The organism is Streptomyces sp. NPDC051563, from assembly GCF_044454225.1.
Classification (GTDB): Bacteria; Actinomycetota; Actinomycetes; order Streptomycetales; family Streptomycetaceae; genus Streptomyces.
Genome location: NZ_JBITDL010000008.1, coordinates 185079 through 200857, shown reverse-complemented (window position 1 = coordinate 200857; position 15779 = coordinate 185079). Strand labels below are relative to the sequence as shown.

Here is a 15779-nt window from a genome sequence, read left to right as displayed (position 1 = left end):
CGCCTTCCGGGTCAGCCTTCCGCACCGGGGTACGACGGGGACCCGGTCTCCTCGCCGATCAACTCCCAGAACCGGTCCGGCAGTCGGCGCAGGTACGCCGCGCGCTCCGCCGCGATCTCCTTGAGCCGGGAGTCGTCGTTGCGGGCCACGAGGTTGCCCATGTACCGCTCGGAGAACTCGGAGAACTCCGCGTGCATCGTCCGCAGTGCATCACCCACGCTCGTCGCGTCCACGGCGACGATCTCCACCACCGGATCGACATGAGCCTTCCACCGTCCGTCGATGGCCGTCCGCAGATGCTCCTCCAACTCGGCGTCCCGGCCGGTGATCCCGGTCAGTCTGCGCAGGGACAGCCCCAGGGCCTCCACCAGAACCCGCGTCTGCCGGGCATCCCCGTGCCACTGCCGCACCGACTCGGCCTCGCGGTACTCCTCCGGGTCCATGCCCAGGCGCTGCGCCAGCCCCTCCACGCCGAGCCGCCGTGCCAGCCGGAACTCGACGAGCGTCTCCGGCACCGTACCCATGAGGGTCACCGTGTCGCACCACAACACATCGGCCAGCGCGAAGAGATGCCGGTCGGACGGCGCGCGGGAGCCCCGCTCCCACGCCAGGACCAGCTCGGGGTCGACCGGGGTGCCACAGGACGCCATGGAGGCCGCCACCTGCGTCACGGTCAGCCCCATCCGGGCTCGCGCGGATCTGGCCTCGACCGGGGAAAACGGAGCGCTGTACACGTACAAGACACCTCGCAAGAACCCTCGGACGCTCCGCGCGCGAGGGGAAACGGAATGATGGACGAACACCAAGCGCGGGCACACTAACAGACATTAGGAAGGCAATAACCGCCCCATCTCCTTTAATTCAAAGGCGATGCCGGGCCACAAGGAGATGACCATCGAGTCCACAGCTGTCATGCGGAATGGCGGGCGGGCACGCGGGGCTGCCCGTCTGCGGCGGGAAGGGGCTGCATGCGTCGCGGGAGCAGCCCCTGGCGTCCTCCACGGCCCCGACCCCCGCCGGCCCGGTGATGGCCGGCCGGCGGGGGTCCATGGAGCGCGGGACGGCAGATCAGCGGGTGGCGCCGAAGTCCTGCGTCCAGTAGTGGCCGGGCTGTGCGAGGCCGATGCCGATCTCCTTGACGTTGCAGTCGAGGATGTTCCGCTTGTGGCCCGGGCTGTTCATCCAGCCGTCCATCACCTTGGCGGCGGTGTCGTAGCCGTACGCGACGTTCTCCGCGTACGTACGCCACTGGTACCCGGCACGGGTGATCCGCTGGCCCGGGTCCGATCCGTCGGAGCCGGTGTGGGACATCGTGGAGTGGGCGGCCATGTCCTCGCTGTGATCCTGCGCGGCCTTCGCGAGCTGCGCGTTGACGGTCAGGGCGGAACAACCGGCCGCGGCGCGCTCCTGGTTGACGAGCGCGAGGACCTCGGCCGCCGCACCGGAGGGCGCCGCGGAACCCGAGGGCGCGGGGGTCGGGGCCGGCTCGGCCGGGGGCTCGGCGACCGGGGGCTCGGCGGCCGGAGGCTGGACGACCGGCGCCTCCATGACCGGGGGCTCGGCTGCCGGGGGCTCGGCGACCGGAGGCTCGGCGACCGGTGCTTGGGCGGCCGGGGGCGCGGCGATCTCGACGGGGGCGCCAGGGGAATCGCCGTACCAGGGAGGAGCGCCCTGTTCGGCCGCGCCGGAGCGCACCGGGCCGGCCGCCTGCGGGTCGAGGCAGGCCATGGCCGTGGTGGGTATCGCCACGAGGGCCAGTGCCCCGACGGCGACGACCACCTTCCTGTGGCGGGTCTGTTTACGGTGCTTCTTCATGCGGGACCTCACTCGGTGATCGCGAAGCTCCCGGCGCCGGACCGCGAAGGCGCCGGAGGAATCGCCATTCTTAGAAGCCCCCCGTCGACCTGGCAAGCCTGCGCCCCTCGGCCGCTCAGGCCGCCCGGAAGCCCGCTTGAAACCACCCCAAGATCGTGCATTCCCCGTCGCGGACGGACCGGTACCGGCCGGGCCCGCCATCAGAAACCGGCCCCGTCGGCCTCGTTGGGGGCCAGGAAAGGGGAGCAGTGGATTCCGCTCCTGCTGGAGTACGGCATGTCATCGCTAAACAGGCACATACGGTGACATATGCAGGCGCAAGAACACGTTACGAGGGCGGGTGGAGCAGCCTGCCCACCGTGACGCATGTCATGACCCGGAGGAGGAACCGGACACGGAGGTCTGCGCCACCGGCATCCTGGGCTCCGGGGGTGCCGCCGCCGGGGGAAGCTAGTCGAGGGGCCCGCCGATCGGCTGCTCCGTCCAGATCGTCTTCCCGGTACTGGTGAACCGGCAGCCCCACCGGTCGGTGAGCTGGGCCACGAGGAACAGACCGCGCCCGCCCTCGTCCGACTCCCGTGCGCGCCGCAGGCGCGGCTGCGTGCCACTGGGATCGGACACCTCGCAGACGAGCACGCGGTCGCGGTCGCGGATCAGCCGGAGCCCGACCGGTCCCCCGGCGTAGCGGATCGCGTTGGTGACCAGTTCGCTGGCGACGAGCTCCGTCACGAAGCTGAGGGCGTCCAGTTCCCAGCCGGCCAGCTGGCCGACAACCAGCTCGCGGGCTTGCGCGACGAGGGACAGATCCGCTTCAAACTCCCACTCGGCGACCTGATCGGACGAGAGGACATGCGGGCGCGCCAGCAGCAGGGCGACGTCGTCGGAGGTCTCCTGCGGCAGCATGCTGTCGAAGACGCCCTGGCCGATCTCGCCCAGGCTCCGGGTCGAGTCCGCGCCGGTGAGTGCGTCCCTCAGCCTCTCCATCCCCTCTCCGATGTCGCCGCCGCGGCTCTCGACGAGGCCGTCCGTGAAGAACGCAAGCGTACTTCCGGGCCGTACGTCGAACTCCGTTACCTCGAAGGGCATTCCGCCGATGCCCAGGGGCGGTCCCGGCACCGTGCCGACGAAGACCGGCTGCGCACTGGGCGCGATCACGGCCGGCGGCGGATGTCCGGCCGTGGCCGCCGCGCACTTCCTCGTCACCGGGTCGTAGACGGCGTACAGGCAGGTCGCGCCGAGCACCGCCGTCTCGGAGCGGGATGCGCCGGCCGGCTCCTCGCCGGAGAGGCCGAGGACCAGGTCGTCCAGGTGCGTGAGGAGCTCGCCCGGATCCAGATCGAGGTCGGCGAGGGTCTGCACCGCGGTCCGCAGGCGCGCCATGGCCGCCGTGGCATCGAGCCCGTGGCCGACGACATCGCCGACCACGAACGCGACGCGCAAGGACGGCAGGGGGATCACGTCGAACCAGTCCCCGCCCACTCCCAGCCCGGCGCCCGCCGGCTGGTAGACGCCCACCGTTTCCGCGGCGGCGGAGTCCAGGGCCGAGCGCGGCAGCAGGCTTCGCTGCAGGGCCAGTACGGACCGGTGTTCCTTGGTGTAGCGGCGCGCGTTGTCCACGCCCAGGGCCGCCCGGGAGACGACGTCCTGCAGCAGGGCGGCGTCCTCCTCGGCGAAGGCGGAGGGCAGTTGGCTGCGCCAGACGGTGACGCAGCCGAGGATCAGACCACGTGCGTAGAGCGGCACCGCCACGGAGGAGTGCGCCCCGCTCGGAACGAACAGCGGCAGGCTCTCCGGAGCCACGCCGAGCTTCGCGTGCAGGACGGCGACGTCCGGCACCAGCACGGGCACACCCTCCATGAGGGGCCGCATCAGCTCACTGTCCGCCACCGGGGGAAGCGCCTCGCCCACGGCCAGGAGCCTCTCCGCGGATATCTCCGGACTCTGCGCGGCGGCGATCCGGCGCAGGCGCACGTCGCCGCTGGTGTCGAGGTGCGGGGGCTCGTCGCCCACCAGCACCTGTTCGGCGATGTCGACGGTCGCCAGGTCGGCGAAATCGGGGACGAGCAGGTTCACGAGGGTCTCTGCCATCTCGGTCACGTCCAGGGAGGTGCCGATGCCCGCCGCGGCGGCGTGGGACAGACCCTTGCGGCGTCGCGACGCATCGCGCTCGGCCGCCTGCGCCCCGGTCTCCGAGGGGGTGACCAGGACCAGCCACTGCGCCTCGGCGCCGGAGGCACCGGGCCTGCGGGCGGCGAGCCGTACGACGGTACAGGCCAGCGTGACCGTTCGGTCCGCGTCATCGCCGTCCGGAACGGTCACCAGCTGTCCGGCCGGCAGTCCGTCCGTTCCGGGTGGCGGCAGCACGGCCAGCAAGGGGGCACAGGTCCGGCCCGGCGAGCAGTCCAGCAGCGTCGCGGCCCCTTGCGACCGCGCGAGGACCACGCCCGCGTCGTCCAGGACGACCGCTGCCGTCTGGCTGACGGGGCCGGCGGGCACCGAGGTCCGCCTAGGCACGATGCTCCGGTTCGCGCATGTCGCCTCCACGCACCGTGACCTTCAGTATCGTCCCCGCGCGAGGACCCGGCGACCGGGCCCGTGCCCCGCGGGCCCCCGGGGAGCCGCGGAGCGGGCCGGCCTGGGACCGGACAGGACGCCGGGCGGGGCGCTCGTACCGCACCCCGCCCGGTGGTGGGTCCGGGTCTGGTCCTGGTCTACTCCGGATCTGCTCCGGGGCTACTCCGGATCGGTCAGCCGCACTTCAAACCGGTCTGCGCGCTCGCGACGGCCGTGTCGAGCTTCTGCAGATCCGGGGTGAGCTTGGTGAGTACCTCGGCGCCGGTGGTGTCACCGGGCAGGCTCTCGTACGTCTTCTTCACGCCGTCGGCGGCGGACTTGACCGCGTCCTTCTGCGCGGCGTTGAACTGCGCGGTGGATTCGGCGACCGTCTTCCAGTCGTCCTGGACGGCGTTGTGCGCGTCCTTGATCTGGTCCTTGGTGGCTGTCGCCGGGTCGAGCGCACGCAACTTCGCGTTGTCGGCCTTGAGTTCGGTCAGACTGCTGCACAGCTTCGTGGTCGCGTCATCGGTGGGCGCGGCGGCGAAGGCCGAGGCGGCCCCGCCGGCCACGAGAAGCGCTGCGGCGGTGGTGCTCACCGCCGTGGCGAGAAGTCGATTCATCTGCGATGCACCCCTTCGGGGAAGACGCCCCCTGGTCCGGCCCCCACTCGTACCAAGCTGACACAGGGCCCCCGGGCCCGCATCCGCACACCGCACCCCCGACCCCTGGGGTCTCCGAGTGAAACCGCAGGTCAGCCTGGGTGTACGGCCGGTTGGACAAGGCCGCATAACGGCCGGTCCCGTACGGTCCGCACCCGTCCCGGCCCATCCCTGCCGGGGCCTGGAAAGCCCCCCGCCAACCAGGGCGCGGGGGGGGGCTGGGAGCACGGTGCTAGCGTGCCCGCATGCGCACTCCCATCGGCCCGTTCGACAACGCCGTGCCCGCCCCCGACTGCCTCGCCGAGCTCACCTTGCCCGTGGCACGGGCGGTCGGCGGCTGGCGGGGAGACGTGCCCGCCGCGCAGATCCTCTATGTCGACACCGACCCGGCCATCGCCGACACGGCTGCCTTCGTGGAGCACTTCGGCCGGGAACTGCTGGACCAGTCGGCGAACTGCGTGGTGGTGGCCGCCAAGCGCGGCGGGGAGACCACCCTCGCAGCCTGCCTGGTGCCCTCCGCCGCCCGGGTCGACGTGAACGGCGCAGTCCGCCGCCATCTGGGGGCGCGCAAGGTCTCCTTCGCCCCGATGGACACGGCAGTGGAGCTGACGGGCATGGAGTACGGCGGCATCACCCCTCTGGGGCTCCCGGACGACTGGCCGCTGCTGGTGGACCCGGCCGTCCGCGACATGCCGTATGTACTGATCGGCAGCGGGCGCCGCCGCGGGAAACTCATCGCTCCCGGAAGGCTGTTCACGGAGATCCCGGGCGCCGAACTGATCGACGGCCTCGCCCGCTGAATCACCTTGTTGCGCAAGGGGATTGGCGGCGCGCGGCCCTCAGCGGATCAACGTCCGCCGCGTTGCGGGACGCCCGGCCCGGGCCGCTCCAACAGGGCGCCGGGAACGCCCTGTCGGAGCGCGTCCGTCATCTGCGTCGTGCGCAGGTCCAGGCCCCCATTCCCTGGATCTTCGCGAGCCTCCTCGCCGTGGCGATCTGCTCCGCCTTCGTGGCGAGGTCGGCGCGCGGTGCGTACCTGCGGCCTCCTGCCGCATTCCAGCTCGACTGGGTGAACTGCAATCCGCCGTAATGGCCGTTGCCGGTGTTCGCCCGCCAGTTTCCCCCGGATTCGCACCGGGCGATGGCATCCCAGTCGGGGCCCTGTTTGGAGTGGACCGCGGCGGCATGAGCCCCAGTCGCATCCACAAGCGGTACTGCCAACACCGTGGCAAAGAAGAGCAGTTGACCGATCCTGCTCCGCCCTGGCCGGTCCTTCCGGTAGCGCGACATCAGTCCTCCTTCGCTGTTGGGGCCGGACCTGCCGCAAACAGCGGGCGGGCCCGCGTACGACCGCCTTCGGGTCGTGGCCACAGCACAGCACGGACCGGCTTATTTCCAGCGGCACTTACGACCGGTGAAGGGTCAACGCCACCCGAACGGACGCCCTACAGGCCTCACGCGGCCGCAAAAAGCCTCCGCGAACGGACCGGAGGAACCCGGCGCGCAGGCTCCCGCGCCACACCGATTTTCACCCTATTGCTGCATACGGGTTATTGGTGATCTTCCTCGGGTTTTTCCGTGCTTATGATTCCCGCGCCATGACAGAAAGTCAGAATTGTCGACCCTTACGCACCTCGGCCGACGTGATCGTCCTCGGCGCCGGCCCCGCCGGCCTGGTGCTCGCCAACCTCCTGCTCGCCGCCGGGATCGACTGCGTCGTTCTCGAACGCGCCGACCGCTCGCACGTCCAGACCCGGGCCCGGGCCGGGTTCCTCGCGCCGAACACCGTACGGATCCTGGACCGCCACGGCCTCGCCGACGGCCTGCACCGGCACGGGCGCACCCACGGCACGTGCGAGTTCCGCACCGGAAACGGCCGCTTCCGGCTCGACTACGGCTCCCTGGGCCGGGGTGAGCAGCACACCGTCTACCCGCAGCAGAACCTGGTCACGGACCTCCTGACGCACTACCTCGACGCGGGCGGCCGGATCCACTTCGAGACCGAGGCACTGTCGGTGCACGAGGCCGACGGAGTCCGGCCCCACGTCACCACCCGGGAGCCGGACGGCCGCCCCACCCGCTGGGACGCGCGGTACGTCGCCGGCTGCGACGGCCGCCACGGCGCGGCCCGCCGCTCGCTGCCGCCCGGCACGGTCCGCCACCACCACGACCATGGAGTGAGCTGGCTCGGCCTGCTCGCCGAAGCTCCGCCGAGCCTCGACGCCGTCGGCTACGCCGTCCACGACCGCGGCTTCGCCGGTCACATGGCCCGCAGCCCGCAGGTCACGCGGTACTACCTCCAGTACCGGCGCGGCGCGGCCGCCGGCGCCTGGTCCGAGGAGCGGATCTGGGACGAGCTCGACCTGCGGATGGGCGCCGCCGAGCACGGTCCGCTGCGCAGGGGGCCGATCATCGAGCGCGGGGTCGTCGACCTGGCCTGCGACGTGATCGAACCGCTGCGCCACGGGTCGCTCCTGCTCGCCGGCGACGCCGCGAGCCTGACCGCCCCGGCCGCCGCGAAGGGCGCGAACCTCGCCGTCCTGGAGGCGGAGATCCTGGCCGCGGTCCTCACCGAGACCCTCACCGGAGGCGGCGACGCGGCCCTCGACCGGTACTCGGTGCGGTGTCTGGCGCACATCTGGCGCGCGCAGGAGTTCACCCAGTGGATGACCGGGCTGCTGCACGCGGTCCCGGGCCGGGAGGACCCGTCAGGCGGATCGTTCTTCCAGGCTTCCCTGCGGCGCGCCCGCCTCGACTCCCTGCGCACCTCACGCACCCACCAGGACTGGTTCGCCGAGAACTACGTCGGCATGTGACCACCGTCCTTCACCCCACTGTCCCCCTCGTCCACCCACCGCACAGCCGGTCCGTCCTGCCCCGCTCCCGCCGGGGCACCCGCCCCGGAACCACCCGAGGAATTCCCACGATGACGACGACCCTCCCCGACGAAGCGACGCGCCCCGCCGTACCACCGCTTCGAGGCGAAACGATGCTTCCCCACGGCAGCACGCCCCCCAACGGCACGACGCCGGACGACACGGCCCGCCTGCGCGCGGCCGTCGAGTTCGTACGGGAACACGACACCGCCACCCTGCTGCCCCTCCTGCTGCCCGGTCTGTCCGGTCCGGAACTGGAGTCCCTGGCCCCGCACTGCCGTTTCGCCCACGCCGGCCTGCTGCTCTTCCCCACCGACGAGCAGGACCTGCTCCGCCGGTTCGCCGCCTGCGGGCTCGCCGTCGACACCCCGTCCCAGCCCAGCGTCGTCGTACGGGAACGGCTGGCCCGGCGCCACGGCCGCGACCTGGCCGACCTCGACGTCCGGATCCTGCGCCCCCGCGTCCAGGGCCCGGCCGGGGAACGCCGGGCGGTGGAGGTGTTCGCCCTGACGGTGCCCGCGCACTCGGACCTCGAAGCGGTCGCCGTGCACGAACGCGCCCGGGGCCACGAGGCCCACCTCGCCCTCGAACTGGAGCACCCGGACCCCCTCGTGCTGCGCGGCCTGTGCGCCGTGCTCGCCCGGCACGGTGCCCGCCCCGACGGCGGCGGCTACAACCCGCACGAGGACGGCACGGTCCTCTACTTCACCACCCCCGCGGCCGGGGCGTGCGGCTACCGCCGCCTGGAGCTCTACACGCCCGGCGACCACCGGGACGCCCTCCGCGACCACCTCTGCGCGGTCCCGCAGGAGCGCCCGGACGCCGGCCGGTCTGCAGAGACGCTCCTGCGCCTCCTCACCGGAGCATGGACCACACAGGCACTGGCCGCGTTCGCGCGCCTGGGCCTGCCCGACGCCATGGACCCGTACGCCGCCACCGGCATCCGGGAGCTCGCCCGGCGCACCGCCACCCGGCCCGAGAACCTCGCCACGCTCCTGCGCTACCTCAGGATGCTCGACCTCGTGGCCGAGGAGTCCACGACCGCCGGGCCGCCCGCGCCCGCCGGGGAGGTCCCGGGAGAGGCCGGAGAGGAAAGCTTCCGCCTCACCCCGCTCGGAGCCCTGCTGCGCGCGGATTCCCCGGACACGATGCGTCCGCTGGCCCTGATGTACGGGGGACCCTTCTACGGGTCCTTCGCCGCCCTCGACCACACCGTACGGACCGGGCAGCCCGGATTCGACCACCTCTTCGGCGAGAACCACTTCGACCACTTCGCCCGCGACCCCGAACTCGCGGACCTCTTCGACCGCTCCATGGCGGCCAGTTCGCGGATGTTCCAGCCGCTCCCGGCGCACCCCGTGATCACCGCGGCGGCCCGGGCGGCCGCCCCGCGGACCGTGGTCGACGTCGCTGGAGGCAACGGCGAGCTGCTCGGGCGCATCCTGACCGCGCACCCGGGGCTGCGGGGCACGCTCCTGGAGCGCCCGCACGCCGTCGAGGCCGCCCGCCGTTCGCTCGACGCCGCGGGCTGCGGCGCCCGCTGCGACTACCGCAGCGGGGACTTCGCGGACGTACCGTCCGGCGGCGACGTGTACGTGCTCTCCCGCATCCTGCACGACTGGGACGACGACCGGTGCCGGGAGATCCTGCGCCACTGCGCCCGCGCGATGCCCGGCCACGCCGACCTGCTGATCGTCGAACGGCTCTTGCCCGCCGACGGTTCGCCCTCGCTGGCCACGGCCTGGGACCTTCACATGATGTGCAACGTCGGCGGTCGCGAACGCCGGGCCAAGCACTACGCCCGACTGCTCGCCGACGCAGGACTGGAGCTGCTCGGCCACTCCCCGCTCCCTCTGGAGGCCCACGTCCTGCACGCCCGCAGGGCCCGGTAGGCGAGGTCACGGAAGGACGACTCTCCGGCGGACAACGGGCCCCGCATGCCCTGCCGTTGACTCCCCGCCCGGCCGCGGTCAGCTGGGCCGGGCGGAATAGTAGCGCCGGCAGGCGCGGAGCATTCCCTCGTCGGAGAGGGTGAACACGTCGACGAAATCCCGCTGTTGAGGGGCGAGGCGGCCCATCGCGACCACGCAGTCCCCCTCGGCGACGATCCGGGTGATGTGGTGCCGGGCCCCGGCGCCCCCGGGGGCCTCCAGCTCGGCACCGAGGCTCCCCGCGTGCAGGAGGGACCCGTAGCCGTCGAGGTCCCCGCTGTCGAGGTAGTGGTACGCGAGGCGGACGTGGTCGACCCCGGAGTCGGTGATGACGGGGCTGGGCGGGATCCGCCTCGGGTACCGGCTGGTCATGAGGGTCCTTTCGTACGGCCGCCTCCCCTCCGGGGGGCGGCGGATACACCGTCCTCCAGTCGCGCAACTCGGGGCTATCCCCGGCCTATCACCGGGACGGGGATCCGCGACGCCGCGACCGGGCCTCGATGGCCTGAACTGCACCGTCCCGTTCACCGCCACGAAATCTCCACACCATGGACAACCGCAGACGTGTTCGGGAAGACTGACCTCCGCTCCACCCGTCTTCCCTCCCGGCTCGACCGCATCGTGCGTGCGGTGTGAGCGGGATCAGGCATGCCCCCAGCTGGGAGTCTCATGACCGTTTCGCCCGGCGGGGTTCCGCCGACCCCTGACTCGGTGGTGTTCCGCATTCTCGGACCGTTACAAGTGACCGGTCTCGGCGGTCCCGTACGCATACCGCCCGGTCGGCAGGAGGTCATCCTGGCCGCCCTGCTGCTCGAGGCGAACCGCGTGGTGAGCACGGACTACCTCGTCGATCTGATCTGGGACGACGAGCCCCCGGACACGGCCCGCACCCAGGTGCAGATCTGCGTGTCGCGGCTGCGGAAGCTGTTCAGCACGGCGGCGGTCCCGGCCGCGATCACCACACGGCCACCGGGGTACGTCCTCAAGACGGAGGGCGACCTCGTCGACTCCGCGCTGTTCGCCCGCACGGTCGCCGAGGCGCGTGCGCTGGCCAAGCAGGGGGCCCTGGGCGAGGCGGCGGAACTGCTGCGCACAGCAGCCGCGTTGTGGCAGGGCGACTGCCTCAGCGGGGTGTCGAGCGACACCCTGCGGAGCAAGGCCCTGCAGTGGGACGAGGAACGCCTCACGGTGGCGGAGACCCGGATCGGCCTGGAGCTGGAACTGGGCCGGCACCACCAGCTCGTCGGCGAGATCCAGTTGTTCGTGCGGGTGCACCCGCTGCGGGAGCGGCTGCGCGGGCAGCTGATGCTCGCGCTGTACCGCTCGGGTCGGCAGGCGGAGGCACTGGAGAGCTACCGGGTCGGCCGCGAACTGCTCGTGGAGGAGCTCGGACTGGAGCCGGGAGCCGAACTCCGGGCACTGGAATCAGCCATCCTTGCCGGCGAAGTCGCCCCGCCGTCCCGGCCCGGGGCCGGCGACTACGGCACCGGAGATCCGGGCCGGGGTACCGGTACGCGTACGGGCACGGGCACCGCTCCGGCCGCTGCGGCTCCCCCGGCAGCGGCACCGGCCGAGGCCGTCGCGGGCACGGTGGCCGCGGCGTCCCTCACGACCGGCGACGCGCCCGTGCCGGAGCGGCCCGCCCCGCTTCCGGCCGCGCCCGGCGCAGCCTCGTACCGGGAGGAGGTCCCGCGCCAGCTCCCCGCCGACACCTCGGATTTCGTCGGGGACGAGGTGCTGATCGAGGCGATCGAGCGGACGCTGCTCGCCGAGGGCGGCCGGGCCGTGGGCCTCGCCGTGGTCGTCGGCAAGCCGGGCACCGGCAAGTCCACGCTGGCCACCCACATCGCCCACCGGCTCAGCGAGAACGCCTTCCCCGACGGCCAGTTGTACTGCGACCTGCGCGGCACCGGCACTCCGGCGACCTCCTCCGAGGTGCTCGGCCGGTTCCTGCGCGCACTCGGCATCCCCGGACCCGTGATCCCCGAATCGCAGGACGAGCGCGCCGAGATGTACCGCACCCTGATGGCCTCGCGGCGGGTGCTGGTGGTGCTCGACGACGCGGCGTCGGAGAGCCAGATCCGCCCGTTGCTGCCGGGAAGCCGCAGCTGCGCCGTGCTCGTCACCAGCAGGGTCCGGCTCACCGGCCTGCCGGGCGCACACCGCGTGGAGCTCGACGTGATGAGCACCGAACACGCGCTGGAACTCCTGGTACGGGTGATCGGCGAGGAGCGGGTCAGGCGCGAGGGGGCCTCCGCCGAGGCCCTGATCCGCACGGTGGGCGGACTGCCGCTGGCCCTGCGGATCGTCGCCGCCCGGCTGGCGGCCCGTCCGCACTGGACGCTCGCCTCGATGGTGCACCGCCTGGCCAACGAACGGCACCGCCTCGACGAACTGACCCACGGCGAGATGACGATGCGGGCGAGCCTCTCGCTCACGCACGACGGACTGGCCGCGGCGGACCGGCGGCTGCTGCGGCTGCTGAGCCTCGCGAAGGGTCCGACGCTCCCGGGCTGGCTGGCCGGAGCGCTGCTGGACGACGACCGCCCCTTCCCCTGCGACCTCCTCGAACCGCTCGTCGACGTACAGATGCTGGACGTCGTCGGGGTCGAGTCCACCGGCGGCTTCCGCTACCGGTTCCACGAGATCATCCGGGTGTTCGCGCGGGAGCAGCTCGCCGCGCACGACGAGCCGGCCGCGCAGAAGGCGGCGCTCGGGCGGATGCTGGGCGGCTGGCTGTCGCTGGCCGAACAGGCCCACCGGCGCATCTACGGCGGGGACTTCACCGTGCTCCACGGCAGCGCACCGCGCTGGGAGCCGCCCGCTCCGTGCGTGGACGAACTCCTCGTCGATCCGCTGGAGTGGCTCGACAGCGAGCACGCCAACCTGGTCCAGGCCGTCGAGCACGCGGCGGCGGCGCAGATGGACGAGCTGTGCTGGGACCTGGCGACGACGCTGACGACCCTGTTCGAGGGCCGGGGCTACTTCGACGACTGGGAGCGCACGCACCAGCTGGCGCTGGAGGCCGTACGGGCCGCGGGCAACAAGCGCGGCACCGCGGCCCTGCTCAGCTCGATGGGCGTACTGCACCTCGGGCGCAGCCAGAAGGAGGAGTCCCGGGCGGCGCTGACCTCGGCGCTCGGGCTGTTCCAGGAGCTCGGGGACCCCCACGGGCTGGCGCTGTGCCACCGCGACCTGGCCCTGCTGGAGCGGATGCAGGGCAACGAGGACCGCGCGCTCACCCTGTACGACCGGGCGCTGCGGGATTTCGACCGGGTCGGTGACGTGGTGGGCCGGGCCATCGTCCTGACGCAGAGCGCGCAGATCTGGATGGTGCGCGGCCAGGCCTCGGCCGCGCAGGACCGGCTGGACGAGGCGCTCGGCATCTACCGTGCGGTGGGGTACACGGGCGGACAGGCCCGGACCCTGCGCAGGGCGGGCCAGCTGTCGCAGGCCCGCGGCGAACACGAGCGCGCGGTGCGCACGTTCACCGAGGTGCTGGAGCTGTGCCGGGACAGCGGGGACGTGATCGGGGAGGGCCACCTGCTGCGGGACCTGGGTCATGCGCACGCGGAGCTCGGCCGCGGTGAGGCCGCCCGGGGTTTCTACGCGCAGGCGCTGTCGGTCCGCGAGCAGATCATGGACCAGGGCGGGGCGGCGCTGGTACGGCTGGATCTGGCGAGGCTGCTGGTGGCGAGCGGGGGCGCCGGTGAGCGCTCGCGGTCGCGGGAGCTGCTGGAGAGTTCGGTACGGGTCTTCCGCGAGCGGCGGATGGACGCGGAACTCGACGAGGCGATGGGGCTGTTGGGTTCGGCCGCGCTGCCGGCCAGGCCGGTCGTGGTCCAGCTGCCCGGCCAGGTCACCGGTGGCGCTCCTGCCGACCCGGCCCTGAGGACCGGTCTGGGCGCGGTGGCCCCTCACACGCCGGCGAGCGGGGCCGCTGCCGGGGTCTGACACCGGGGCGACGGGGGGACGTCAGTCCCACGGGTTGGTGTCCGTGGTGGTGCTCGGGGAGGGGGTGGCCTGGGGGGCAGGGTTGCCGGCCGTGGCGGCGGGGGCCACGGGGCCGTCGGCCTGGGCCACCTGGGTACCGAGCACCGCGGCTCCGGCGATGGCGACGGTGACGAGGGCGGTGCGGAAGGCGGTGGCGAGCGTCATTTCTGAGTCCCTTCGTCGGTGCGCTCCGGTTCTTCCGGGGCGCTTCCTTCGTTCTGGGACAGACATTAGGAAGGGCCGGAATCCCCGCACCGGCCCCGGCCCTATCCCCGCGCTATCACGGACCGCCCCGCGCCGTGATAGCCGCCGGCCCGCCTGCCGATAGCGGCACCCGGCGCGGTGGCGCCGGGTCCGCGCGGTGATAGGGCGGCCCACCGGAGGCGGTTCGTCCGGTGATGCCGGGGCGATAGCGCGCTGCCGACGATAGGGATCAGGAACCGGGCCGCATCACCCCAGGCCCTGTCGTTCCCCACCACCACCGCCGGGAGCGCACATGCACAGCACGGCCGTCGCCGCCGCAGTCCCCCTCGCACAGGAGGCCACCCGACTGGGGGTCCTCATCAGGGCCCACCGGCTGCGGATCGGGCTCACCCAGCGGGAGCTGGCCGATCTGTCCACCATCAGCGTCCGCGCCATCCGCGATCTGGAGCAGGGCAAGGCGAGACGACCCCGCCCCGACACCCTGCGCCTGATGGCCGATGCGCTGAGACTCGGCCCGCGGGCCCGGGCCTCCCTCGAGGCGGCCGTCCAGCGGGGGCGGGCGACCGGCGCGGGCTGGGAGCAGCCGCCCGCACCGCCGACGGCCCTGCACCCGATGGTGGGCCGGGAGGCGGAGCTGGCGGGGCTGGAGCGGGAGCTGTCCTCGGGCGCGGAGCGGCTGGTCCACCTGGTGGGGCTGGCCGGTGTGGGCAAGACCCGGCTGGCGCTGGCGGTGGCCGAACGGCTGCACGCGGCCGGAACGCCGGTGCTCTGGCACGCCTTCCCCGGTGCGGAGGCCGACCACTTGGGCTGCCCGGACGGCGAGCCCGCGGCCCGGGTCGCGGCGGCGGTCGCCGAGCTGCTCGCGCCGACGACCGTACCGGCGACCGCGGCGGCGACCGCCCCGGCGGCCCCGGCCGCCGCAGGCTCACCGAGTGCGGTCGATGCCCTGGCCGAACTGCTCGGCGACCAGCCGGTGTTGCTGGTGCTCGACGGAGCCGCGGCGGGTGGCGCCCGGTGCGACCGGCTGACGGTCCTGCTGCGGGCCTGCCCGGGCCTGCGGCTGCTGGTGACCTCCGACCAGCCGTGGGAGGTGCCCGGTGAGCGGATCTTCCTGCTGGCGCCGCTGGAGGTGCCCGCCGCCGGGGCGGCGGACGCGACGGCCCCCGCGGTGAGGCTGTTCCTCGACCATGTCCGGCGGGTGCGGCCGGAGTTCGCCCCGGCGGCGGCCGACCTGGAGCGGGCGGCGTGGATCAGCCGGCGGCTTGACGGGCACCCGGGGGCACTGGCAGCGGCCGCCTCCTGGCTGGTCGTGTGCGATCTGCCCGCGCTGTGCCAAAGCCTCGGCGAGGACCCGGCGGCCCTGCTCGACCACCTGGGCGGCCGGCCGGGGGCCGACGGCTTCCGCGGTGTGCTGCGCGACCGACTGGAGCGGCTCTCGCCCGCCGCGCGGGAGCTGCTGGAGGGGCTGTGCGGCCGGTCCGGGGACGAGTTCGAGCTGGCCGGGATCACCGCCCTCACCGGCGGCGGCCTGGCGGAGTCCGGCCGGCTGCTGCGCGAGCTGCTGATCAGCGGTGCGGTGCGGGCCGCGCACGAGGGCGGCAGCTCCCGGTTCCGGGTCCTCGGCCTGGTCCGGGCCGCGTGCCCGGCCGCCGTTGCGCAGCCCCGTACCGCTGCCGCCACTGCCGCCTGAACTGCTGGCCGAGTGCCGGAGCAACTGCCGCCCGCCCCGGGAGCCCGCCGGTTGG

The 15779-nt window shown here is 73.1% G+C and carries 12 protein-coding genes; 5 read left to right on the top strand and 7 right to left on the bottom strand.

The annotated features are described in order from the left end of the window. Positions 1 to 11: 11 nt before the first annotated feature. The 4 genes from ACIA8F_RS12335 to ACIA8F_RS12320 all read right to left on the bottom strand — a co-directional run bounded on the left by ACIA8F_RS12335 (position 12) and on the right by ACIA8F_RS12320 (position 4991). Positions 12 to 671, bottom strand: coding sequence for a transcriptional regulator (locus tag ACIA8F_RS12335; protein WP_399378233.1), 660 nt, complete (start codon positions 669 to 671; stop codon positions 12 to 14). A gap of 397 nt (positions 672 to 1068) precedes the next feature. Next, positions 1069 to 1815: a CAP domain-containing protein gene (locus tag ACIA8F_RS12330; RefSeq protein ID WP_399378232.1), complete on the bottom strand. Its 747-nt coding sequence runs from the start codon at positions 1813 to 1815 to the stop codon at positions 1069 to 1071. 450 nt (positions 1816 to 2265) lie between these two features. Beyond that, positions 2266 to 4311 carry a SpoIIE family protein phosphatase gene (locus tag ACIA8F_RS12325; RefSeq protein WP_399378231.1) on the bottom strand — a complete coding sequence of 682 codons (2046 nt, stop codon included), beginning with the start codon at positions 4309 to 4311 and terminating at the stop codon, positions 2266 to 2268. 251 nt (positions 4312 to 4562) lie between these two features. Beyond that, positions 4563 to 4991 (bottom strand): hypothetical protein, encoded by a 429-nt coding sequence (locus ACIA8F_RS12320; RefSeq protein ID WP_399378230.1) that lies wholly within the window; start codon positions 4989 to 4991, stop codon positions 4563 to 4565. A 284-nt stretch (positions 4992 to 5275) separates the two neighbouring features. On the opposite strand from ACIA8F_RS12320, the gene ACIA8F_RS12315 reads away from it, so the two are divergent. Further along, positions 5276 to 5830: a YbaK/EbsC family protein gene (locus ACIA8F_RS12315; protein ID WP_399378229.1), complete on the top strand. Its 555-nt coding sequence runs from the start codon at positions 5276 to 5278 to the stop codon at positions 5828 to 5830. A 127-nt stretch (positions 5831 to 5957) separates the two neighbouring features. On the opposite strand, the gene ACIA8F_RS12310 is transcribed toward ACIA8F_RS12315, so the two are convergent. Further along, positions 5958 to 6320 carry a transglycosylase family protein gene (locus ACIA8F_RS12310; protein ID WP_399378228.1) on the bottom strand — a complete coding sequence of 121 codons (363 nt, stop codon included), beginning with the start codon at positions 6318 to 6320 and terminating at the stop codon, positions 5958 to 5960. A 308-nt stretch (positions 6321 to 6628) separates the two neighbouring features. Here ACIA8F_RS12310 and ACIA8F_RS12305 point away from each other — a divergent pair, with 308 nt between their 5' ends. Further along, a complete protein-coding gene (locus ACIA8F_RS12305; RefSeq protein WP_399378227.1) occupies positions 6629 to 7846 on the top strand; it encodes a 4-hydroxybenzoate 3-monooxygenase in 1218 nt (405 codons plus the stop codon). A gap of 110 nt (positions 7847 to 7956) precedes the next feature. After that, the gene (locus tag ACIA8F_RS12300) at positions 7957 to 9798 is read left to right on the top strand and encodes a methyltransferase (RefSeq protein WP_399378226.1); all 1842 of its coding nucleotides are present in this window, start codon (positions 7957 to 7959) and stop codon (positions 9796 to 9798) included. 78 nt (positions 9799 to 9876) lie between these two features. On the opposite strand, the gene ACIA8F_RS12295 is transcribed toward ACIA8F_RS12300, so the two are convergent. Further along, on the bottom strand, positions 9877 to 10209 hold the full coding sequence (locus ACIA8F_RS12295) for a nuclear transport factor 2 family protein (RefSeq protein WP_399378225.1): 333 nt from the start codon (positions 10207 to 10209) through the stop codon (positions 9877 to 9879). A 297-nt stretch (positions 10210 to 10506) separates the two neighbouring features. Between ACIA8F_RS12295 and ACIA8F_RS12290 the strand changes: the two genes are divergently transcribed. Then, positions 10507 to 13791: an AfsR/SARP family transcriptional regulator gene (locus ACIA8F_RS12290; RefSeq protein ID WP_399378224.1), complete on the top strand. Its 3285-nt coding sequence runs from the start codon at positions 10507 to 10509 to the stop codon at positions 13789 to 13791. Positions 13792 to 13812: 21 nt separating this feature from the next. On the opposite strand, the gene ACIA8F_RS12285 is transcribed toward ACIA8F_RS12290, so the two are convergent. After that, positions 13813 to 13995 (bottom strand): hypothetical protein, encoded by a 183-nt coding sequence (locus ACIA8F_RS12285; protein ID WP_399378223.1) that lies wholly within the window; start codon positions 13993 to 13995, stop codon positions 13813 to 13815. A 331-nt stretch (positions 13996 to 14326) separates the two neighbouring features. Between ACIA8F_RS12285 and ACIA8F_RS12280 the strand changes: the two genes are divergently transcribed. Continuing rightward, positions 14327 to 15724 carry an AAA family ATPase gene (locus ACIA8F_RS12280; protein WP_399378222.1) on the top strand — a complete coding sequence of 466 codons (1398 nt, stop codon included), beginning with the start codon at positions 14327 to 14329 and terminating at the stop codon, positions 15722 to 15724. The last annotated feature ends 55 nt before the right edge of the window (positions 15725 to 15779 follow it).

What these genes read in the sequence shown, in the direction of transcription:
- ACIA8F_RS12280 (WP_399378222.1), top strand. Translation starts at nt 14,327, where the DNA reads ATGCACAGCACGGCCGTCGCCGCCGCAGTCCCCCTCGCACAGGAGGCC.
- ACIA8F_RS12290 (WP_399378224.1), top strand. Translation starts at nt 10,507, where the DNA reads ATGACCGTTTCGCCCGGCGGGGTTCCGCCGACCCCTGACTCGGTGGTG.
- ACIA8F_RS12315 (WP_399378229.1), top strand. Translation starts at nt 5,276, where the DNA reads ATGCGCACTCCCATCGGCCCGTTCGACAACGCCGTGCCCGCCCCCGAC.
- ACIA8F_RS12300 (WP_399378226.1), top strand. Translation starts at nt 7,957, where the DNA reads ATGACGACGACCCTCCCCGACGAAGCGACGCGCCCCGCCGTACCACCG.
- ACIA8F_RS12320 (WP_399378230.1), bottom strand. Translation starts at nt 4,991, where the DNA reads ATGAATCGACTTCTCGCCACGGCGGTGAGCACCACCGCCGCAGCGCTT.
- ACIA8F_RS12330 (WP_399378232.1), bottom strand. Translation starts at nt 1,815, where the DNA reads ATGAAGAAGCACCGTAAACAGACCCGCCACAGGAAGGTGGTCGTCGCC.
- ACIA8F_RS12305 (WP_399378227.1), top strand. Translation starts at nt 6,629, where the DNA reads ATGACAGAAAGTCAGAATTGTCGACCCTTACGCACCTCGGCCGACGTG.
- ACIA8F_RS12310 (WP_399378228.1), bottom strand. Translation starts at nt 6,320, where the DNA reads ATGTCGCGCTACCGGAAGGACCGGCCAGGGCGGAGCAGGATCGGTCAA.
- ACIA8F_RS12295 (WP_399378225.1), bottom strand. Translation starts at nt 10,209, where the DNA reads ATGACCAGCCGGTACCCGAGGCGGATCCCGCCCAGCCCCGTCATCACC.
- ACIA8F_RS12285 (WP_399378223.1), bottom strand. Translation starts at nt 13,995, where the DNA reads ATGACGCTCGCCACCGCCTTCCGCACCGCCCTCGTCACCGTCGCCATC.